Here is a 20,319-nt window from a genome sequence, read left to right as displayed (position 1 = left end):
CGACTCCCGATCAGCAGTTCGCACGCTACGTTAAAATCGCCATCATGCTGTTTATCCTGTGCTTTGGCTATTTTATTGTTGCTGATTTATACATGCCAATGACACCTCAGGCACGCGTTTACCACCCAGTGACGCAAATCACCCCACAGGTCAATGGCAAAATTGTTGCTGTTGCGGTTCGCAATAATCAACATGTGCGCCAAGGCGAGGTACTCATGCGTATCGACCCTCGTCCATACCAACTTGCGGTAAAACGAGCTGAACTGGCCTTGGCACAAGTGCAACAGCAAAACCAACAGCTCGATGCTGATATTAAGGCTTTGCGCGCCGACTTATCGGCGGCTCAAGCCAAGTTACATGAGCAGCAAAGCCTGCATCAACGTAGCCGTACCCTGCTTGGTAAGCAGGCTATTTCGCAGCAGCGCAGTGATGAGATCAGTGCCACTCTGGCTAGTGCCCAGGCACAGGTCAGTGCCGTAAAAGCCAAGCTGCAAGCACTGATAATAAAGCGCGGCGCGCACGGTGAGGACAATATCGCTTGGCAACAGGCCCGTAATCAGCTGCAGCAGGCACAGCTGAATCTCAGTTATACCGAAGTGGTGGCGCCTCATGATGGCATTATTAGCAATCTACAAGTGACCACAGGGACCTATGCCAAAGCAGGAATGGCGATGACGGGGCTGGTGACCGAGCAACTAGACTTAGCCGCTGATTTTCGTGAAAAGTCGCTGTATCACGTGCGTGTCGGCAACCGCGCCTTAGTCAGCTTCGATGCTCTACCCGGGCAAGTGTTTGCGGCCCATGTCAGCGAGCTCGCCGCAGGCTCAAGTGCCGGGCAGCTCAGCGCTAATGGGGTTCTGGCTGAGGTCGAAACCTCTAACCGCTGGGTCCGTGATGCCCAACGTCAACGCGTGCATTTGCAACTTGATGATGAGTTTACCTCATCGCATCTCGCCAGTGGCGCGAGAGCCACAGTGCAAATCGTGCCCGATGACCCAGTGGAGCAACTGCTAGCCAACGCACAAATTCAGGCCGTGAGCCTAATGCACTATATCTATTAACCAAGGAGCTGCGCCATGAGCCTAACCGCCAACGACATTCGCCAAATGCTCCGCATCGCCACCGGGGCAACGCTCGGGTTTAGCTTGAGTAAGCTGTTTAATTGGCCCAATGGTATTTTCTTTACTGTCTACCCTATGCTGTTGTTGGGCTTAGTGCCGATCATAAATGCGCATATTGTCCGCCAGTTTATCGCTAGTGCATTGTTTTGTGGCTTTGCGGTATTGGTGCTGCAAGGGTTATTTGGGTTTCATCCAATCCTGATGTCGATACTGGCTTTTGCCATGTTTGCATTTTTATTTTATCAAATGAGTCGTGGTGCCCACTTCCTATTCGGCGCCATGAGTGTGGTTGGGCTATCTATTCAACTACATTTTGCCAGTTACAGCGCCACCGGCTTGGGCTTATACCCATTGATCTTTAGTAACTTTTTGGCAGTAACTGTGAGCCTAGCCAGCGCCTATATTATGCATTGGCTATTTCCTGATGTGAGCGCGCGCACGCCCATCTCGCGCGCCGCTAAAGATGCAGCCAGTGTCCGCCATGAGGTGCTGTTATGTGCCACCGTCGCCACCCTCTCTTTTATGGTTTTTCAGATACTGGATTTACAAGATTCGGTATCAGCCCAAGCCGCCTCTATTTTGATTCTCTTTCCACTGTGTTGGAAAGCGGCATCAATGGCCGGTTGGCAACGCGCTATCGGCACGTTAATCGGTTGCAACTTGGCGTTGGCAGCACAATTACTCTTGTTTACCTATAGCCAGATTCTGGTGTTTCCAATATTGGTGTTATGGATCCTTACCTTTGTCTTCAGTCGCTACCATGTATTAGGAGGCGGTATGCCGGGGGTTGGATTTGGCGTTATCACCACCTTTGGCATTTTATTCGGACAATCTCTCGCGCCAAACCAAGACTTGGTATATAGCGCATTGTACCGCTTCAGCTCTGTGTGTGTAGCGATCACCGCCAGTTTATGTCTGGTGTATGTTATCCACCATATTTTGAATCGCTTTGCGGCCACGCGCCATCATACCTTTACCTAAAAATCCTGAGGCTTTACCCGAATTGGGGTTGAAAATAAAACTGTTATAACATAACATTACCATTGTTCCCTTGAACAGTGAACCTCCCCCTGTGCTGCACAAACAGGCGAAGCTGACCCGGGCCATGTATCTTTCTGGGATATCTATCAGTGGGTCTTGGTTTGCGGTTGCTGCCGCTCCCGCAAATTAAGTGATACATCGGCTTATTCTTCGTAGCAGCACAGGGCTTTTCCTTACTCGCCAATCCCGTTACCATGAATATCTCTAGTAAGCAGAAGGATGGGCCATGCATAGCGCATTTAGCAAATTAGGAAAAACAGGATGGTGGATGTGGGTGCTCGCCTTGTTAGCCATCATCCTATTGGTCGCTGGCTTTGTTCGCGATGATTACCGCTTATGGGGAGCTGCGGGTTTAATTAATGTTCCCCTGCTGTGGCATCGCTATCGTTATGGTATAGGCGAACAGCTCGTTAACCCTTTCGATCACATCAAGGTCGAAGAAGAGCTACTCAGTGTTGGCGAAGCCTTGTTTCCGGTGCATGAGATCCGTAAAGTCGTTATCGACACGTGTGATGACAAAGGCCTGTTCCAATTGCCTTACAACGGCGGAGGCCAAGTCAGCCTTGTATTTGATAGCCACTATGTGGACGACTTAAAAACCTACATAAAACGCACCATCCCTGATGCGCAGATTATTACCTAATGATAATTAGCCGCTCATTGACGCGGCTATTTGAGTTGTGCAGCTAAATCCCGAGTCAGTTCGGTTGCGCTTATGGCGTGGCAGCCACTGCGATCGGTGCCACTCCACAGCGGCGTAAAATCATCTTTGCCCAAGGTTTGCGCCTTAGCACGTAACGGTGCTAGCTTGGCACTGGCGTAGGGGAAAGCAGGGACTTATTCGCTTATAAAGCCTTGCTCTTGCATAAAAGAGGTGGTGATCCCCCGCGCTGGGCGGCCAGAATATAAGTTGGTTATTGCCGTTTGCCGGTGCTCTGCGCGCAGCGCTTGACGATGCACAGCACTGGTAGTGGCCTCATCACACAACAGGTAACTGGTGCCTACCTGTACAGCAATAACTCCCATGCTCAAATAATGTGCCACGTGCTCAGCCTGAGTAATGCCGCCCGCAGCTATCACGGGCACGTTAATGTCTTTGGCAGCCAGGATTTGCTGACACAATTGCGCCGTTGTCCCCTGCTCAGCAAGCGTTGATGAGAACATCGCACGATGGCCTCCCGCTTCAATACCTTGAGCAATAATCACATCACACCCATGCTGGGCGAGCCAGCGCGCCTCGGCTAATGTGTTCGCTGAGGATAACACCACAGCACCGGTTGCTTTTACACGTTGTAATTGTTTTTCTTCAGGCAAGCCAAAATGAAAGCTTACGACTTCCGGGCGAAGCTGCTCCAGCACAGCAACATGCTGCGCAGAAAACGGTTGCCTGAGCACCCCTAGGTCATCGTTTGGATGGCATTCAAGTGCTTGATAATAAGATGCTAACAATTGCTGCCAGCGGCTTTGCTCAGCCTTATTTAGGCTCGGCATAGCGTGGCAGAAAAAGTTAAGGTTCACAGGGGCACGCTGAGTGTGTTGGCGAAATTCACTGACTTGCGCCATGATTTGCTCTTCACTGAGCATGGCACAAGGAAGAGAGCCTAAACCACCGCCATGAGCAACGGCTATGGCGAGCTTTTCGTCTTGTACTCCCGCCATAGGCGCCTGAATAATTGGGTATGCTAGGTTAAGTGCGCTGAGCAAATCCATTGTGCCTCCATGGCTCATTGTAAGGTGGCTGCAATTACTTTCACCACATTACTTGGTGCGATGCCAATTAGCCACCCTAATTAAGGCATTTTCTCGCCTTTAAAGTTTGGGTATTTTGCGCAATTGCTTGGTACGTCCACGCTGCACTTTTTTGTCCACACGTTTACGCTGAGCGCTGCGAGTAGGTTTGGTTGGGCGGCGCTTTTTCTCAACCTTAGTGGCGGCCAAAATAAGCTCTTTTAAACGTTTCAGTGCTTCTTCCCGATTGAGCTCTTGAGTGCGATGACTTTGTGCCTTGATCACCACTACCCCATCTTTAGTGATACGGCTATCGCGATAGGCTAGTAGCCGCTGTTTATAAAAGTCGGGTAATTTCGAGCGGTTAATATCAAAGCGCAAATGGATCGCCGTTGCCACCTTGTTGACGTTCTGACCACCGGCTCCTTGCGAGCGGATGGCAGACAGCTCCACTTCCCATTCGTCTATGGTCACCGTATTAGATATCTGCAACATCTATTCATCTTGCCTTAACGACTTTGAACTATCATTGATGACATTGAGTTTATCACTGAGCGCGCCAAGGCCCAACTCAGTGAATTTAGACAATAACGACACCACCTACACAATACCTGCATGGAGAGAACAATGAAGAATTTATTGATGGCGCTTACACTGGCCGCTACCACGGCCTTTACCAGCGCTCAGGCTCTGGCGCTAGAGCTCACAGAAAAAGACGTCGAAAACTTTATTAAGGCTGCACCCGCTGTGACCAATTGGGCAGATAAGCAAGGGCAGCAGTTTGATGGTGCCGCCCTACTCGGCGCCCAAGGTAGCGAGCAAAACAACAAGTCAATGAGTGATAGCGCCATTGCGATGTTGAAAAATACCGACAGCTACCAACAGTTTGCCGATGTGATCAGCCGCTACGGCTTTACCCCTGAGCAACTGATCAGTGTCGGCAGCGAAGTGACTGCAGCGTATTTAGCCAATGTTAAGGGCGATTTATCTCCCGAAGATAAGGCCCGTGTTGATGAGGTTATGGGTGGCCTACAAAGCCTTTCTGGTAGCAGCAACAAGACCAACTCTTTGCTCGGCGCCATGGGCGGTGCAAACCAAGCGAGTGAGGATGTCAGCGACACTAATATTGCTTTGGTAGAAGAATACATGCCGCAGCTGAAAAAACTATTCTCGGTACTAGGGCAATAGTATCAATCATAGGCCATTATTAATGGCATAAGAAGCCCACCTTGCGGTGGGCTTTGCTTTAGCGCTGCTTATGTCTCAGCAAACTTACCAACAGCGCTGGCAACACGGTTAAGCTGACCAATGTTGATACCGCAATCCCGCACAGCACGATCATCCCCACACCACGATACAACTCCGACCCCTCGCCGGGAATAAACACCAGCGGAGCTAAGCCACACAAAGTCGTCATGGTCGACATAACAATAGGTTTTAAGCGCGTTTGCAGCGCGTTAGTAACCGCTTCAAGCACCGACTGGGCGCCAGACTCTATGTTGCGTCGGCTTTGGTCAACAATAAGAATAGGGTTATTCACCACCGTGCCAAGGAGAATTAAAAAGCCCAGCATAGTGATCATATCGAAAGGCTGATGAAAGCCCGCCAATAGTCCTGCGAGACCGTTGATAATCACCAAGCCCAGTAGCCCACCGGCCATACCTAAAGGGACGGTGGCCATAATAAACAGTGGATAACCCCAGTGTTTGAAAATAGCGACCAACAACAAGTAACACAGCGCCAGCGCGACGATAAAGTTACTGCTTAGTGCAGCTCGGGTCTTGTCGAGCTGATCGGCTGCGCCACCGATACTCACATTCACTCCCGGTAATAAATCGCCTTGCTGCTTTAACTGTACCAACAGTTGTTCACGCACCCGTTGCTGCGCTGTTTCCAAGGCCACATCGCGAGGCGGTATAATATACACGGTGACTGTGCGCCGACCATCAACTCGGCGTAAACTGTCACTGTCCGCTTTTTCCTCTAAATCCGCCAAGGCATTCAATGGCAGTATCCCTTGTGGCGTCACTACTGGTGACTGGGCTAATTGCGCCAAGCTTTGGCGATTGCCCGCCTCGGAGAAAAGAAACACATCGACCTTATCATCATCAAGGATCAACTCATCAACATAGGCACCGTCACTCAGTGCGGCCACGGTATAACCGAGTTCCTCGGCGCTTACACCCACCTCTGCCAGGCGCTGCCAACGTGGTTTGATTTCAATAAGCGGTTGGTCTAGGGTCAGCGATGACGGCTCGGAGTCAACTTGGGGGTTGTCAAACACTTCACTGGCTAAGCGATACACGGCATCGGCAGCGCGATACAACGCCGTTTGCTCGGGGCCGCTAATATCAATGGCCACAGCGCGGGTGCCACCATCATTGCTGGAAATGATTGAGCCCCGCGAGGAAAAAGCGCGCATTCCTGGGTAGCTTTTGAATTTATCGGTGATGGCCGCCATCATGGCCTCAATATGTTGCGGGTCCTTAGGTTCACTTAAAAACCAAATACTGCCTACCCCCACCGACATGGAGTAATACTTTAACGGCGGCATAGCCGTTTCTCCGGCGTTGTAAGCAGTACCATCGTCATTAAGATGGCGGTTAAAGTAAGGCAGCAGCTCATCGCTAATTTTCTGCATATGACTGAGGTTGTAACCCGGCGGTGCAATCATCATGGAAAAAGCCTTGGGCTCTTCCCCTTCGGGTAAATACTCCGCTTTTGGCATTAGCAGCCAAGCTCCCCCAAGCAGCGCAAATACGCCTATGACGATACACAGTCGGCGCTGAGTAGGATGCGCGAGCATAGTCACTATGGCCCGTGGCAGTGCCATGGGTTTGGCCAGGTTCTCACCGCGTTGCGCACTGTGCTGCGTAAACCTTGCACATGCAGCGGGAACAACCATCAGCGCCACAAGCATTGACGCTATAATCGCTGCAGAAATTGCGATGGCCACGTCAGAATACAACTGTCCTGCTTCTTGGCGAATAAATAAAATCGGCGCAAACACTAACACCGTAGTCAAGGTTGAAGCCACCACCGCCGGCCACACTTCTTGCACTCCGGCTATGGCCGCATTGATCTTATCGAGGCCACGCCGACGAGCTTGTTCAATGTTCTCCAGCACAACGATGGTATTATCCACGGTCATACCTATAGCAAATGCGACCCCGGCAAGAGAAATAACGTTGATGGTGCGCTCAAACAGCAGCAACCCTAAGAATGCGGCGATGGTACATATCGGGATGCCTAGCACGCCAATTAAGGTCGAGCGTGGACTTTTCAAAAACCAAAACATCACCAGTGTTGCCAGCAGTGCGCCTAAGGCCAAGTTCGTCCATACATTTTCTACTGAGCCTTTAACATAGCGCACATCGTCACTGAGCAAGGTTAATTGCAAACCATTGTTGGCCAACATATCTTGGTTGATGCGCTCAACGACCTGCATCATTTGCTCTTTAATGGCCATGACATTAGAGCCACTTTCACGACGTACCGAAAGCATCAGGGCGCGCTCGCCATCGTTATAATCAATATCACGTAGCTCATAATGATCGAGCTTAATAGTGGCCACATCTTTAAGGCGAATCGTGGTGTTATCACGCTGAGCTATCACCAGCTCCGCTAACGCCTGGGCCGATTCAAAGCGCCCAACCATGCGTAGCAAATAACGTCGCTTACCACCGTCGATATCGCCCGCCGAGGCGTCGCGATTGCGGCTGCGAATAGCATCACGCACCGCCACCAGGCTGATGTTACGACTCGCAAGCTGCTGTTGGTCGATGAGTATTTGTACTTGATACAAGGCCCCACCACGTACATTTACTTGGGAAACACCACTGACTCGCTCCATTTCTGGGCGCACAAAGTCTTCGGCATAATCACGCAACATATCAACATCTATATTGAGCGGGTTGCCAGGCTGTGGTTTGAGGGTAAAAAACATAAACGCATTAGCTGAAAACGAGCTACTGTACAATACCGGTTGGTCGACGTTCTCTGGATAATTAGGCACCTGAGATAGCGCGTTACTGACGTTGATCAACGCCTCGTTGACGTCCACACCAAAGGGGAATTCCAGTTCAATTTCTGCCTCACCGGTATTGGCATAGCTGGACATTCTTTTTAAGTTTGCCAATGATCGTAAATAGCGTTCTTGCTCAATAAGAATTTCTTTTTCGACATCTTGTGGCGTTGCTCCAGGCCAGTTGGTAACCACAGTAATGGTGCGCACTTCAAGATCAGGGATCATCTGCACGGGTATTTTAAAAGCCGCGACCACGCCCAAAATCACGCAGATGAGCACGGCAACGGCGACCAAAGTCGCATGCTTTACTGACGCCGCTAACATTATTGCTCCCTCGCTTGAACAACAGTGACCGCTTGCCCTTGGCGTAATAATTCATTGCCTTGGGTAACGACTTTCATGCCTGGTTCAAGACCACTAAGCACTTCAATATGGCCGTTAATCCGCTCGCCAATGCGCACAAAACGCCGCTGTGCTTTATCGGCGCTGATAACAAACACACTGTAGCCGCCATCTGGATGGCGTAGTAAGGCATCAGTAGGCACCACTACACTTTGCTCATCGGTTTTGTTTAGCACAATCTCTGCGCTTGCCGATAACCCCACTTGCAGCCCTGCTTGGGGTGGTACGGCTAAGCGCAATAAAAAGCTGCGACTGGCGCTGTCTATCACTGGTACTTTGGCAATAACCTTAGCTGTAAACCCCCTTGACGCTTTCCCTGGCACTTCAAAACGAACTTGCTTAGCAAGATCGATAGCGCCAAAATGCTCCTGAGGCATATGCAAATCCAGCCATAGTTGTTCGCTACTAACGAGCTCAAACACCGCTTGACCACGGGTCACCCACTCCCCAACATCAACAAAACGCTCAGCTACCACACCAGAAAAGGGGGCGTGCAGTTGCTGACGCGCCAGCAATTCTTTGTGGTAGCGTTCGTTGGCCTGTGCTTCTGTCAACAAAGCCTTGGCGCTTTGCAATGCGGCTTGCCTATCGGCCAGCTCCGTAGCTGCCATCAAAGCTTGTTGCGATAACGATTGGGCCTCGTTAAAGCGGCGCTGGGCGTCATCAACAGCAATACGAGCGCGTTGCTTGGCGCCCGTCAATGCCTGTAACTGCGCCTGCACCAATGCCGCATCCAAAGATAGCAGGCGTGCGCCTTTTGCAATCTCATCACCAGCCTGGGCATGGATTTGCGTAACCACCCCGTCACTTAGGCTCGACAGTTGCGCATGACGCGCCGCACGCAAGGTCCCTGTCAACGCCAGGGTACGCTCGATAGATTGCGTATTGACCTCTTTAACAACCACGTTCACTGCCGTTTGCGCAGATAGGCAGCCGCTTATTAGTAGCAAACAGATGCACCATGCTCTGATCATCTTCATTCCTTTTACTCACACTTTTACTGGCTTTACGTAACGCTCAGCTAAAAGCTTTGCTAATAATGACGAAAAGGCAAATATAGCGACCTTTTCTTGAACGCTTGAGGTTATCACAAATAAAAATCATTTCTATTTATTGCGGTAGGCGCTTACACCAACAACTCAATAGCGGCGAAGGTATTGATAGTTGGCTCATACCTGTGCAGGCGTCATAATGGGGGAATTCGTTTCTAAGTTGTATTGATGTGTATGAGTTATTTGCTCGCAACCACCCTACTTTGGGCATTTTCATTTAGCCTCATTGGCGTCTATTTAGCCGGGCAAGTAGATCCCTGGTTCTCGGTGTTAACCCGTATCGCGCTGGCGACCCTAGTGCTACTACCATTTTTGAAGATTAGCCAGTTAAGCCTGTCGTTAACCTGGCGGCTGATGGCCATTGGTGGCGTTCAACTGGGGCTGATGTATGGCTTTTACTATCACTCTTTTTTATACCTCAGCGTCCCCGAGGTGCTGCTATTTACGGTGATGACTCCCCTGTATGTTACCCTGCTCAATGACGCACTAAATCGCCACTTTAATCTTGGCTTTTTCTGCGCTGCGTTGCTGGCCATTATTGGCGCGGTAGCCATTCGTTACGACGGTATCAACCAAGGCTTTATGATTGGCTTTGCTATCGTCCAAGCTGCAAACCTTTGCTTTGCCAGCGGCCAAGTGTTGTATAAACGACTGATGCTCAAGCATCAGCACCTTTCTCAACATCATGTATTCGCCTGCTTTTTTATGGGTGCATTGGTGGTCGCGTTAAGCTGTTTCGCTCTTTTTGCCAATACCGCTAATCTCCCAAGTACACCCACACAATGGGGCGTATTGATTTATTTAGGGCTTATTGCTTCCGGGCTGGGCTACTTCGCGTGGAATAAGGGTGCAACCCAGGTCAATGTCGGCACCTTGGCAGTGATGAATAACCTCCTTATTCCTGCGGGGATCCTCGTTAACGTGCTCATTTGGAACCGCGATGCCGATGTGCTGCGTTTGAGTATTGGCGGCGCTATCATCATGGCCGCACTGGTGGTTAACGAAAAGTACCTGAGCCGAGGTAAATAACAATAACAGCAAGAGGGGTTACGCCCTCTTCATCGCCCGGCGATAACTGTACATTTTGACCGTTCGCCCTGCTCCTGCTCGATAGAGGCCAATAGTATAATTAACACTATCACTTTTACTATCAAGTGATATACTTTGTAGTAATCATTTGGTGGAGAAAATCATGAATGCAATTGCATCCTTTAAGCCACAAAAGCACCCGGATGGATTTTGGCAGCAGCTTGGCATGCCAGCGCGTGGCGAGCGTTTATATCAAGCGTTAGAGCAAGGATTGTCATTTGATATCTATGACCGCTTAGCCAAACTATCGGGGGTGGATAAAAGCACCATTGCTCAATCAGCCGTTATTGCCCCCGCAACCCTAAGGCGCAGAGCCAAGTCGGGGCTTTTTAATAAGCAAGAAAGTGACCGCTTGTACCGCTTTGCCGAAGTGTATAAGGCGGCGCTCGATCTGTTCGAAGGTGATGGTGATGCCACCCGCACGTGGTTAACTACAGCGAATCGCGGCCTAGGACAAAAACGGCCGTTGGATATGCTGGCAACCATGGCTGAGTCAGAAGCGGTGATTAACCTTATCGGGCGCATGGAACACGGTGTATTTGCGTGATAAGTGGCTACCGTATTGTTAAGAAAAAGTGGGCGGACAAGGCCTTTGATGGCGAAGGGGCGCGGTTATTTGGCGGGCGCTGGAATAGTCCCGGACAACGCTGTGTTTACCTCGCCGCCAGCGAGTCACTGGCGATTCTAGAGATTCTGGTACACCTTAATCACAGTGCCATTCTCAGCGACTACAGACTATTTAAAATTAACTTTGCACGCCGTGATGTGCTCACCCTTGACGAGCAAGATTGGCCTGAAAACTGGCAAGAGAGTCCGGCCCCGGAAGAAACGGCTTTAATTGGCGATCAGTGGTTGCAAACGCAAGCCAGCTTGGCATTGAGCGTGCCCTCGACCATAGTCCCTCGAGAGTATAATTATTTACTTAACCCAAGCCACCCTGCTTTTGTTAAAGCAGAGCCCAATATTGAAGCCCTGCCCTTTCGCTTTGACCCGAGACTGCTCGCTCGGGGCTAAAAATACTCACTTCCACATACTACGCAGCACGTCATCTCGGCGGTAGTAATGGTGGTATAGCGCCGCTGCGATATGCATTATCACCAGTCCTATAAACACCCCTGCGGCCCAGCCATGCAACTCTCGAAACAAGGAAAACAGTTCAATATCCACCGTTAACGCCGCCGGCAAGCGCACTACATCAAATACACTCACAGGACGCGCTGCAAAATACTGCATCAATAGCCCTGATAGCGGCATTAACACCATTAGCGTATACAACAGCCAATGAGACGCCTTAGCCGCGCGGCGTTGCCAATAAGGTAAATCACTGGGTAAAGCCGGTACTATGCTGCGCCAGCGAATTAACAAGCGCACCAACACCAGTAGCGCAGCCGCTATGCCAAAACTTTTATGCAGCCACAGCAGCTCATACTGCCATGGTTCAAGCGAGCGCACCATGACTAAACCCGCTGCTAACATGGCAATGATTAATAACGCCATCGCCCAATGCAATAAACGCATAGAAAGAGTAAATCGTGCCCGGTTAGTCATTGCTTAGCTCCTTTGCTTGACCACGCAATTGCTCCACTGCCCGGCGGCGGTACGACTCCGCATAAGCGGCCGAGCGCGCCCGAAGAATGGCATCTGCGGTGGGCGAGATACCCGATGGCAACACCAAAGGGTCAAAGTTGATGCTGTGACACGCCCCGTCCTGCTGCGCTTGCCACTGAGTGATCACTATTTTCCCAGCGTTAATACGCGGACGCTCTGCTGGCCACTGAATTGCCGGATTACGCTCGTCGTCTTGGGCGCTAGCCAAGGTAAATAACCAGTCAAATACCACCGGTTGTTTTGCCAACCGCGCCTTAAGCTCTTGATGTAACGCATTAGGCCCACTCAGCCCATCATCGGTGACTGACACCGTCGGCTGCATATGCCAACGCACAGGCTGGCGCTGCTCGTTGTCATCGACTAAATAAAACGCATTGATGCTGTGATAGGTCTCGGCTGCGAAGCTGCCACTGGGTTGGTAGCTATCTTTCCAAGCCAAGAAATCAGCACTTTCGGGGTGCTCGGCGAAAAAGGCTTGAATAGCCTTGGGGCCCGATTTAATAGCCACAAGCTGCTGATAAAAATCCTGGGGATTGCTCACCGCCATCACCGGCGGAGTATTCATGGCAATGCGCCACTGCTCGCTTGCGCTGGTCGCGAAGCTCAACGCCAAACTGCGCACTGGCGCCTTTAAATCCGGTGCGGTCGGGTTATTGCCAGCAAGCGAAAAGCGACCCACAAACGGTGTCACCGAAGTGGCAAATATCTGGGCCGAAGAATATTGCGCGAGTGCGCCATTATTACGGAACTCGCCTTGCACACAGATCCCTTTAGCATGGGCTCGGCGAAAGCCCGGATGAACTGAATCCCCTTGTTGCAAATCCACAAACTGCTGTGCTGATACTTTATCACCGGCATGCAACAATGGCGCGAACAGCAACGCCGCCCATAAATAACCTAACCTCATAATTTGCTTTCCCCTTGTTACCGATATATCTTGAATTAAAGATAATATGTATGAAATGCCGTTCTGGTTCACTAAAGATGCAAAATTTAGATAATATACAAGCGCTGTGGGCTCGGGAGATGCCACAATTAGATACTTCTACCATGGCATTAATTGGTCGTTTGCAAATCGCCCACAAGCATATGACCTTAGCAATGAGCAAAACATTTCGCCGCTACGGGCTTTCCGAAGCAGGCTTTGATGTGCTTGCGACGTTAAGGCGCTCGGGCCCGCCTTATCGGCTCACGCCCAATCAACTGTTAGCACAAATGCTAGTGACCTCAGGCAGTATGACCAGCCGCCTAAACCAACTGAAAAAACAGCAGCTGATCACTAGATCGCAAGATCAACAGGATAAGCGGATATGTTGGGTTCAGCTTACAGAGCAAGGTTTAGCACTTAGTAAAGAAGTGATCCAGGCTCATGTAGAGACCCAGCAAGCACTGCTAGCTGGGCTCAACCGTGAGCAGCATCAGCAGCTGCTATCGGGTTTACAAGCCTATTTACAGCAAGTGGGCTTAGAGTAAATCGGCCACTCGCTGTTGCAGATGCGGCAGTATTTCTTGTTCGAACCACGGGTTACGCTTGAACCAGCGATTATTACGAGGGCTTGGGTGAGGTAATACTAAGGTGTGTGGCCAGTAACTGTGCCAGTCTTGCACCGCAGCGGTGAGCGTTTTATAACGTTTGGGTAGATGATAAGCCATTGCATACTGACCAAGGACGAGAGTCAACTGCCGCTTAGGTAAGGCAGCTAACACCTGCTCTCGCCATGTTACAGCGCACTCCTCTCGCGGGGCTAAATCTCCGTGCTGAGCGGTGCCAGGATAGCAAAACCCCATTGGCGCGATAGCGAATAAGCGCGGGTTATAAAATTGCTGCTCATTGACTCCTAACCATTGCCTGAGGCGATCGCCACTGGCGTCGGCAAACGGTTTGCCAGCCTGGTAAGCTCGCACTCCGGGTGCTTGACCAGCAATTAGAATAGGTGCCCCACTATCAAGTTGAATAATAGGCTTAGGCGCCAAAGGCAAATGCTCGGCACATAAAGTGCAAGCACGAATCTTATCTGCTAGTTGCATCTTCACTTAGGTATATTGTTTTTGCTTAGCCTAAGGGCTAGCCACATATTGTGGCAACCCCCTTTACACTTTACCGAGTCATTCACTAGCAAAGTAGTTAGGTAGCATGTAGCGCAGTGAAAAAAACCAGCTTGGTTGGCACTCATCGCTTAGCCTGTGCTCCACAGACTCATTGAATATTTCTGCAATAACGTGAATATAACTCCCCTTTTGGCAAACATATTTTTGCACTGCCTGACGCTGATCGCTTGATAAAACTTGAGTACCCACCCCATCTTGCCACAGTAATTCCAGGTCGGTGTGCTGCGCTAATCGCTCAAGTAAATAAGCGTATTGTCGCGGTGAACTATGCCCCGCATAGAAGCTTGAGATATACACTGGCTTAGCAGGAGCAAGAGTAACTAATTGATCACTCAAGGCACTGAGGTAATCGATTAACAATTGCTGTTTTGCATGGCTTTGCCAGTTAAGGTCATCGATTTCATCACTGATATACCAACCAGCAAATGCTGGCAGTTTAGTAAACGCTTGCCAGCGTTGGGCAACGTCGAGATGACGGTTATACAAGCCGCGCAGATAAAAGTTTAGTGCTCGAGGTTGCTGTTGAATGCGTTGGTAGTAGCTATTTTCATGATACAGCCCAACGACTATTTTTAATCCTTGAGCATTGGCTTGATGAAAAAGTTGCTGTAGTCGAGAGCGGCCCTCTTCATCAATGAACTGGCTATGCTCATGCTGGCTCCATTGCAGGGCAATGGTATCAATTTGACGCTCTCGTAACTGCAGCATTATTTCTTGCCATTGGCCCTTTGTTAGCTCGCTATCGCTATTTAATGGCTGATAAATAACCACATTCGCTTGCACAGCTATACTGCATAGCAGCAACGCTATGATTGCTGTATATCGCCCTACCATGACCACTCCAGATTCAAACTTGCCACATTATCGCCCTCTCGTTCACCGTTGAGAACATGCTGTACTAATAGTTTTAGCGATGCCTGGCGGCGATATGCGGTTATATCATCACCTCCTGACCACCAATGCACCCCAACACCTGCACCTACGCGGGTATCTGAACGCTCACTCGAGCGCGTCCATTGACCGTTCACATAAGGTTGCCAAGTCAGCGCTTGCTGATTTTGAGTATGCAATTTAAAGTGATAACCACCTTGGTATTGTGCGAACTGCGCATCACGTCCAGACTTAAGCCAATGTGCGGCTTCCAAATACAAACTTTGTTGCAGCCACCCTTGTGCGTCAGTTTGCCAATCCCGCGTATTGCCACCTAGACTGAATAAGTCCGTAGCGGCTTTAAGCAAGATATCGACATCGTTGTTGCGCAGCTGCCACTGCGGCTCGATAGCAAACTGGAGGTCGAGCGAAGCCAATGGCTGCCAGCTGTATCCTAAAGCGAGTGTGCTGTCATGTTGTTGGCTATCTTTTTGTACAAAAGCCCGTGCGTACCACTGATGAGTATCCTGCGCACGCCAGTGGTGCTGTAAATATTTGCTGTAACGCAGCTCTATAAACCCACCGTATCTCAAGCTTTGTGAGGTAGCGCCTATATCGATGGGCCTCAACTGCTCACCAAATTGTGCTTGCAGCAACCAACGTGATTGCGCCAATAAATCTCGCCGTAAGCGCTTGAGTTGTTGTTTAGGTTCCTGTGCAAGCTCCATGGTGTCCATGTTAGTCACCGCGATAGTGGCATGATGCAGGGCATTATCTAACTCATTAGTCACAACATAACTATAGGCAAGCTGCTGGTGCATAGGATAAAGGTCGGGTTGATTGGCCAGGTAATGCTGCATTAGCGGAGCCGCTTTTGCAGCGCGACCTACGTCAATATACAAGTACGCAAGCTCTGCTTGCGTGTGTAGCGCCAACGTCTCGGTAGGTTGGCGTTCGATATCGCTGAGCAGTGTGAACGTTTGCTGCGTTTTACCTTGGCGCCAGTAAAGGCGAGCCAGAGCTATTTGCTCGGAAACATCGGGGTGGTTTTCAAGCAGCCACACTAAGCTCTTCTCTTGTGTATGTAGATCGTTAGCATACCGGGCAAGCTGCAGTTGTAATTGATAAAAACTGATTGTTTTAGGCTCATGCAAACGCACTAAGCGATGCAACCATGTCATCGCTTGCGTGTATTCGTCGACTTTCAACGCACTAGCAATAGCATTAAAAAAGTGCGGCTGCTCTGTCAGCTGCGAGTCAAGCTCTAGCCAGTACTCATAGGCCCGCACATGCAAGCCAAGCACTTCACTCAAGTGAGCAAGTTGAACCCGGCTTTCAGTGCTGCTTGGGTTTGTTGCTAAGGCCGCTTGGAACAACGCATACGCTCGCTCTTTATCGCGCTCAATAAAGCAATATCCTAATTGCTGTAAGGCTTGCTCTTTCGCAGGCTCAACCAACCATTGTGCAGCTAACTGACACTCACCAATAGCTGAGGCGAAGCTCATTAACGTCTGTCGCTGAGCTGGTGATGCTTGTCTTGATTGCACTAAAGCAAGCGCATCACTGAGCGTATCCGGCTGAGTTTTCTTGAGGCTTTGTAAGTAACGATAGGTCAGCTCAGCATCTTGATCTTGTTGTTGTGAAAAAGGCCAAAAGGGCGCCAATATATGTGTAACTAGCTCATACTGCTGACGCTGTATGGCCATATGCGATGCCTGCTTAGCATAGCTCAAGCGCTGAGGATAAAGGCGCGCTAATAACAGCCACTGTTGATAGGCTTTTTCTTCATTACCGACCTTTTCATAACCTATGGCAAGTTGCCGCTGCTGCGCCTCACTCAGACTCTGCTGCGCCTCAAATATCGCCAGCCACTGACTGTGGTCTTCCATTGCTTGCGCCACTTGTACCGCTCTTGAGCGCCAAAACTCATCATTTTCGGCGTGTTGCAATGAGTAATCATACAGGCGTTGACGCCATTGCTGAGAGTAAGTCGAGGCATAAGCCATGAGCACAAGTAACTGCTGCTCTTGTTCTATATTTAACTCGGCTTCACTTAATGCAGCCATGGTTCGCGATAAAACCTCAGGTTGCTGAGCTTGCATGGCAATATCAGCTCTTTGCAATAGGCGCGAAATGGCCCTTGGTAGCGCGGCATTAAGCGTCAAAGCAAGTGACCAATCTTTGTTGTATATCGCCGCTTGCAACCATTGGCGACGCTCCTGCTCACTCAATACAACGTGTTGCTGATAGAGACTAAACTGCTCACTAGCCACCTTGAAATGCTGCGCTCCTAAAAGCGCTTGTATCAAGTGTTTACGCACACTGGTTTGCTGCTCTGGGTGAGTTATATCATTAATACAACTGGCAACTGCGTCATACTTTTTTTCGTTTAGCAGTGCAAAACAATAGGCTGGGCGAACTTCTTCGAGCCCGTAACGAGAGATCACTCGATGGATGAACTGCGCGCGAGCTCGTTCGCTTATCATTTGTGCACTTAACGCTGCTAGTTCGGTGCGCTGGGTGATACTAAAGCGCTCATCTGCCAAAAGCTTATCAGTGTACACAATAAACAACTCAGCTTGATGCTTAAGCCCAAGTTGTTGAAAGTGTAACAATACTTCACGCCATTTCCGCTGCTGCATAAGCACTTGTTGGTACTGGTCTATAAGCTTAGATAACTGTGGCCAATGTTGCTGCTGGGCCGCAACAAATAATAATCGCTCCACTACATAGGGGTTATTCGGCGTTACAGCTAATGCCTTATTCAACTCTTCATTAGCGAGCTCATAACGACCCTCATCAATATAGCGGTACGCCATATCGACATAAGGATAAAGTAAGAACTGAGTATGCTCAGGGTATCCTTTACCGGCCTCAAAACTAGGTGCTGATAACGCTGTCATTGAGGTCAATAGAAAAAGCCACAGAAGTTTCATAACGACACCTCTGATGAACTCGCTGGCCTGTCACTTGCCAAAGGTCTGCGCATAATGCGCTGCGCTAGTTCAAGGGTTTGCTCATCAATAACACCTTTGGCAATAAGGTAATCACCTACCCCTGAGTCGCTATTTTCCTGGCCAATCATCACTTGGTTAGCAACGGAAGGGCTGAGCATAGCCACTTCGCTAATTGCTTCAAACTCACTGTAATGGGCATTTACAAAATGCGGCCAATCCGCACGACGAGCACGACGCTGAAGATTCGCATAGCTGTAGGCCGAGTCATCACTAAAATGCATTTTGAGCGCCACAGTGACCTGTCCCGGCTGGGCAATATAATACCTAACTTTATGTCCGACTTTCCGGCTTATAGCCCCTAAGGCCACCGGCGACAAGTGCTGTTCACTCGCAATATGTAGTACACCTTTTTCCAAGAACAATCCAATAATGGCGTAGCGCACAGCGATCGTTTTATGAATACCGAGATCACCTTGCTCTGGCGTAGACAGGGGCGGACAAGAGCGATATTCAACGCCCGCCTGCTCGGCTATCGCTTGCGCTAATTGCTCACCGCTGAGCAAGCCTTGCTGCATTAAATAACGCCCAAGTTTTACTCTTCCCTGCCCTTGCGTGAGCGCATTGTGCAGTTGCTCTTTGGTAATAGCCCCTGCTGAGAGCAGTATTTCACCCAGAGGTCGATAGCTTGCCCGTGCTTCCCCTAATGAGGGAAAGTCATGGCTGGTTTTGTCCCAAGCTACGCGTTTAACATCACCCATTTCGAGAATTTGTCTGACAGCACGAATATTGGCAAAGAAGTTAATAATATTGCCCCACACCATACGTGGGATCGAAAGGACCCCTTGAATACATCCGTAATAGCGCGTAACAAATACAAAGCGTTGCAGCATGCGATTAGCTAGCAGCACGGCGTTGGCCCACAACACCGCACTTAGCCAGGGCTCATCACCATAAATTGAGAGAAAGTTATAAGCACTGCCGGAGAGTTGCTGGTAACCCCAAATACAGGCGAGCTGAAATAACACCAGTAGCGCGACAAAGCCAATGAAGTTAGTGAGACCGCCGCGACGGTCCCGCCAAAGAAAGTAATTTAACTTCCAATCTCGCGTCCATGCATGGGATTTCATACCCTGAAATACGATACCAATGATCCATCGCGATTTTTGCCGCACGGCTGTGGTGAACGTATTCGGGAAGTACTCCCGTACACAGACTACGCTGCTATAACTTGCAGATTTCAGGCTCCCCTTATTGATCTGCTGCTTGTGCGTGTCGGTCAGCACGGGAAAATGAATGAAGACTTCTGACATACCGTGTTGCTTGAGGCGAAAGCCAATGTCGTAATCTTCAGTTAAACTTTGTACATCGAAGGCGATACCATCGCCTTGCTCGATAAGCAATTGAATTGCCCGGCGACTAAAACAAGTGCCAACGCCGGCACTTGGGACTTGCCCAACCAAGGCTTCTCGCACGGGCACGTCTTTGCCATGAATTTCTGCAAATTCATCTAGGTAGCTGCCACTGGTAAACTCATACCACTGTCGCTCGAATGGAAATACTGGCAGTTGAATGAGATCTTTACGCTCAACGAGATAGTTGAATAAACGCATTTCCATGGCACTGAGTACATCTTCTGCGTCATGAAGAATAAACCCTTGGAAGGCAAATTTTGCTTGCGATTCGAAGGTAAATATAGAGGCGATGATATTATTGAGGCAATCCGCCTTACTCGTTGGCCCAGGGCGCGCGCACACCACTTTGTGGATATTAGGAAATCGCGCGCATACGGCGTCAACATCAGCTTGAGTCTTGTCGTCGTTAGGGTAAGTACCAACAAATATATGATAGTTCTCGTAATCTAATGTCGATGCCGCCAGTTCCGCCATCGGTCCTACAACTCCGTGTTCTTGCCATGCAGGTACCATAATAGCGAGCGGTTGCTCAGCTTTCTCTTTCAGCTTTGAATAGTGCAGCTTGGGGTGTTTGCGATAGATGACCAATCGCCGGTAGCATTTCCGACCCCAGTACACGAGATCAATAAACAGATCGTCTAAACCAAAAATAAGCAGTAAAACGCTTAACGCATATACCACATATTTAAGTACAAAGAGATAACTCGCGAACCAATACAACACATCCACAACAACAGTACTTCCTAGAACAACACAAAACTAGTAAAAAAGAGTGAGCGATCTTATAGCAAAAAAGCATAAATAGGAACGCAAAAAAGGCCATTAAAATGACGTGTAATATTATGAATTATAAGGGTTTTAATAAAAACATCGTGTTAACTGCGAGCCAACAATTAACTAACG

At 49.5% G+C, this 20,319-nt stretch carries 17 protein-coding genes and 1 pseudogene; 8 read left to right on the top strand and 10 right to left on the bottom strand.

What is annotated here, in order from left to right; all coding sequences use genetic code 11:
- Window positions 1-44 precede the first annotated feature (44 nt).
- The 3 genes from W04_RS01240 (at window position 45) to W04_RS01230 (ending at window position 2,805) form a co-directional block, all read left to right on the top strand.
- The gene (locus W04_RS01240) at window positions 45-1,061 is read left to right on the top strand and encodes an HlyD family secretion protein (RefSeq protein WP_053909695.1); all 1,017 of its coding nucleotides are present in this window, start codon (window positions 45-47) and stop codon (window positions 1,059-1,061) included.
- 15 nt (window positions 1,062-1,076) lie between these two features.
- The gene (locus tag W04_RS01235; protein ID WP_053909473.1) at window positions 1,077-2,102 is read left to right on the top strand and encodes a DUF2955 domain-containing protein; all 1,026 of its coding nucleotides are present in this window, start codon (window positions 1,077-1,079) and stop codon (window positions 2,100-2,102) included.
- A 286-nt stretch (window positions 2,103-2,388) separates the two neighbouring features.
- Window positions 2,389-2,805 carry a hypothetical protein gene (locus W04_RS01230; RefSeq protein ID WP_157576188.1) on the top strand — a complete coding sequence of 139 codons (417 nt, stop codon included), beginning with the start codon at window positions 2,389-2,391 and terminating at the stop codon, window positions 2,803-2,805.
- Window positions 2,806-2,831: 26 nt separating this feature from the next.
- Here W04_RS01230 and W04_RS01225 read toward each other — a convergent pair.
- Together W04_RS01225 and arfB are read right to left on the bottom strand one after the other, a co-directional pair.
- A pseudogene (locus W04_RS01225) lies at window positions 2,832-3,872 on the bottom strand (NAD(P)H-dependent flavin oxidoreductase).
- A gap of 99 nt (window positions 3,873-3,971) precedes the next feature.
- The gene (gene arfB, locus W04_RS01220; protein WP_022943501.1) at window positions 3,972-4,385 is read right to left on the bottom strand and encodes an alternative ribosome rescue aminoacyl-tRNA hydrolase ArfB; all 414 of its coding nucleotides are present in this window, start codon (window positions 4,383-4,385) and stop codon (window positions 3,972-3,974) included.
- 132 nt (window positions 4,386-4,517) lie between these two features.
- Here arfB and W04_RS01215 point away from each other — a divergent pair, with 132 nt between their 5' ends.
- Window positions 4,518-5,078, top strand: a complete 561-nt coding sequence (locus W04_RS01215; RefSeq protein ID WP_053909471.1) for a hypothetical protein — start codon at window positions 4,518-4,520, stop codon at window positions 5,076-5,078.
- 58 nt (window positions 5,079-5,136) lie between these two features.
- Here the strand turns inward: W04_RS01215 and W04_RS01210 are convergent, their stop codons facing one another.
- Both W04_RS01210 and W04_RS01205 read right to left on the bottom strand, forming a co-directional pair.
- On the bottom strand, window positions 5,137-8,241 hold the full coding sequence (locus W04_RS01210; RefSeq protein WP_053909470.1) for an efflux RND transporter permease subunit: 3,105 nt from the start codon (window positions 8,239-8,241) through the stop codon (window positions 5,137-5,139).
- Complete coding sequence (locus tag W04_RS01205; RefSeq protein WP_231657965.1) at window positions 8,241-9,293, bottom strand: efflux RND transporter periplasmic adaptor subunit; 1,053 nt, start codon at window positions 9,291-9,293, stop codon at window positions 8,241-8,243. The genes W04_RS01210 and W04_RS01205 overlap by 1 nt, the downstream gene beginning before the upstream one ends.
- Before the next feature lie 252 nt (window positions 9,294-9,545).
- Between W04_RS01205 and W04_RS01200 the strand changes: the two genes are divergently transcribed.
- The 3 genes from W04_RS01200 (at window position 9,546) to W04_RS01190 (ending at window position 11,474) form a co-directional block, all read left to right on the top strand.
- Window positions 9,546-10,400, top strand: coding sequence for a carboxylate/amino acid/amine transporter (locus W04_RS01200; protein WP_053909469.1), 855 nt, complete (start codon window positions 9,546-9,548; stop codon window positions 10,398-10,400).
- Window positions 10,401-10,563: 163 nt separating this feature from the next.
- Window positions 10,564-11,007: an antitoxin Xre/MbcA/ParS toxin-binding domain-containing protein gene (locus W04_RS01195; RefSeq protein WP_022943508.1), complete on the top strand. Its 444-nt coding sequence runs from the start codon at window positions 10,564-10,566 to the stop codon at window positions 11,005-11,007.
- Window positions 11,004-11,474 (top strand): RES family NAD+ phosphorylase, encoded by a 471-nt coding sequence (locus W04_RS01190; RefSeq protein WP_045980036.1) that lies wholly within the window; start codon window positions 11,004-11,006, stop codon window positions 11,472-11,474. Before W04_RS01195 ends, W04_RS01190 begins: the two co-directional genes overlap by 4 nt.
- A 6-nt stretch (window positions 11,475-11,480) precedes the next feature.
- Here W04_RS01190 and W04_RS01185 read toward each other — a convergent pair whose 3' ends face one another.
- Both W04_RS01185 and W04_RS01180 read right to left on the bottom strand, forming a co-directional pair.
- Complete coding sequence (locus W04_RS01185) at window positions 11,481-12,008, bottom strand: cytochrome b (RefSeq protein WP_053909468.1); 528 nt, start codon at window positions 12,006-12,008, stop codon at window positions 11,481-11,483.
- The gene (locus W04_RS01180) at window positions 12,001-12,975 is read right to left on the bottom strand and encodes a catalase family peroxidase (protein WP_053909467.1); all 975 of its coding nucleotides are present in this window, start codon (window positions 12,973-12,975) and stop codon (window positions 12,001-12,003) included. The genes W04_RS01185 and W04_RS01180 overlap by 8 nt, the downstream gene beginning before the upstream one ends.
- Before the next feature lie 77 nt (window positions 12,976-13,052).
- On the opposite strand from W04_RS01180, the gene W04_RS01175 reads away from it, so the two are divergent.
- The gene (locus tag W04_RS01175) at window positions 13,053-13,541 is read left to right on the top strand and encodes a MarR family winged helix-turn-helix transcriptional regulator (protein WP_053909466.1); all 489 of its coding nucleotides are present in this window, start codon (window positions 13,053-13,055) and stop codon (window positions 13,539-13,541) included.
- On the opposite strand, the gene W04_RS01170 is transcribed toward W04_RS01175, so the two are convergent.
- The 4 genes from W04_RS01170 to W04_RS01155 all read right to left on the bottom strand — a co-directional run bounded on the left by W04_RS01170 (window position 13,533) and on the right by W04_RS01155 (window position 20,145).
- A complete protein-coding gene (locus W04_RS01170) occupies window positions 13,533-14,096 on the bottom strand; it encodes a uracil-DNA glycosylase family protein (protein WP_053909465.1) in 564 nt (187 codons plus the stop codon). The two genes, W04_RS01175 and W04_RS01170, sit on opposite strands and share 9 nt — an antisense overlap.
- A 78-nt stretch (window positions 14,097-14,174) precedes the next feature.
- Window positions 14,175-15,011 (bottom strand): DUF4434 domain-containing protein, encoded by an 837-nt coding sequence (locus tag W04_RS01165; RefSeq protein WP_053909464.1) that lies wholly within the window; start codon window positions 15,009-15,011, stop codon window positions 14,175-14,177.
- Window positions 15,005-17,983: a hypothetical protein gene (locus W04_RS01160; protein ID WP_053909463.1), complete on the bottom strand. Its 2,979-nt coding sequence runs from the start codon at window positions 17,981-17,983 to the stop codon at window positions 15,005-15,007. The genes W04_RS01165 and W04_RS01160 overlap by 7 nt, the downstream gene beginning before the upstream one ends.
- A complete protein-coding gene (locus W04_RS01155) occupies window positions 17,980-20,145 on the bottom strand; it encodes a glycosyl transferase family protein (RefSeq protein WP_053909462.1) in 2,166 nt (721 codons plus the stop codon). Before W04_RS01155 ends, W04_RS01160 begins: the two co-directional genes overlap by 4 nt.
- Window positions 20,146-20,319 lie beyond the last annotated feature (174 nt).

The organism is Pseudoalteromonas sp. SW0106-04 (assembly GCF_001293805.1).
GTDB classification, from domain to species: domain Bacteria; phylum Pseudomonadota; class Gammaproteobacteria; order Enterobacterales; family Alteromonadaceae; genus Pseudoalteromonas; species Pseudoalteromonas ruthenica.
The sequence above is the reverse complement of the archived record's forward strand: the minus strand, read 5'-3'. Positions and strand labels throughout refer to the sequence as shown.

What these genes read in the sequence shown, in the direction of transcription:
- W04_RS01240 (WP_053909695.1), top strand. Translation starts at nt 45, where the DNA reads ATGCTGTTTATCCTGTGCTTTGGCTATTTTATTGTTGCTGATTTATAC.
- W04_RS01235 (WP_053909473.1), top strand. Translation starts at nt 1,077, where the DNA reads ATGAGCCTAACCGCCAACGACATTCGCCAAATGCTCCGCATCGCCACC.
- W04_RS01230 (WP_157576188.1), top strand. Translation starts at nt 2,389, where the DNA reads ATGCATAGCGCATTTAGCAAATTAGGAAAAACAGGATGGTGGATGTGG.
- arfB (WP_022943501.1), bottom strand. Translation starts at nt 4,385, where the DNA reads ATGTTGCAGATATCTAATACGGTGACCATAGACGAATGGGAAGTGGAG.
- W04_RS01215 (WP_053909471.1), top strand. Translation starts at nt 4,518, where the DNA reads ATGAAGAATTTATTGATGGCGCTTACACTGGCCGCTACCACGGCCTTT.
- W04_RS01210 (WP_053909470.1), bottom strand. Translation starts at nt 8,241, where the DNA reads ATGTTAGCGGCGTCAGTAAAGCATGCGACTTTGGTCGCCGTTGCCGTG.
- W04_RS01205 (WP_231657965.1), bottom strand. Translation starts at nt 9,293, where the DNA reads ATGATCAGAGCATGGTGCATCTGTTTGCTACTAATAAGCGGCTGCCTA.
- W04_RS01200 (WP_053909469.1), top strand. Translation starts at nt 9,546, where the DNA reads ATGAGTTATTTGCTCGCAACCACCCTACTTTGGGCATTTTCATTTAGC.
- W04_RS01195 (WP_022943508.1), top strand. Translation starts at nt 10,564, where the DNA reads ATGAATGCAATTGCATCCTTTAAGCCACAAAAGCACCCGGATGGATTT.
- W04_RS01185 (WP_053909468.1), bottom strand. Translation starts at nt 12,008, where the DNA reads ATGACTAACCGGGCACGATTTACTCTTTCTATGCGTTTATTGCATTGG.
- W04_RS01180 (WP_053909467.1), bottom strand. Translation starts at nt 12,975, where the DNA reads ATGAGGTTAGGTTATTTATGGGCGGCGTTGCTGTTCGCGCCATTGTTG.
- W04_RS01175 (WP_053909466.1), top strand. Translation starts at nt 13,053, where the DNA reads ATGCAAAATTTAGATAATATACAAGCGCTGTGGGCTCGGGAGATGCCA.
- W04_RS01170 (WP_053909465.1), bottom strand. Translation starts at nt 14,096, where the DNA reads ATGCAACTAGCAGATAAGATTCGTGCTTGCACTTTATGTGCCGAGCAT.
- W04_RS01165 (WP_053909464.1), bottom strand. Translation starts at nt 15,011, where the DNA reads ATGGTAGGGCGATATACAGCAATCATAGCGTTGCTGCTATGCAGTATA.
- W04_RS01160 (WP_053909463.1), bottom strand. Translation starts at nt 17,983, where the DNA reads ATGAAACTTCTGTGGCTTTTTCTATTGACCTCAATGACAGCGTTATCA.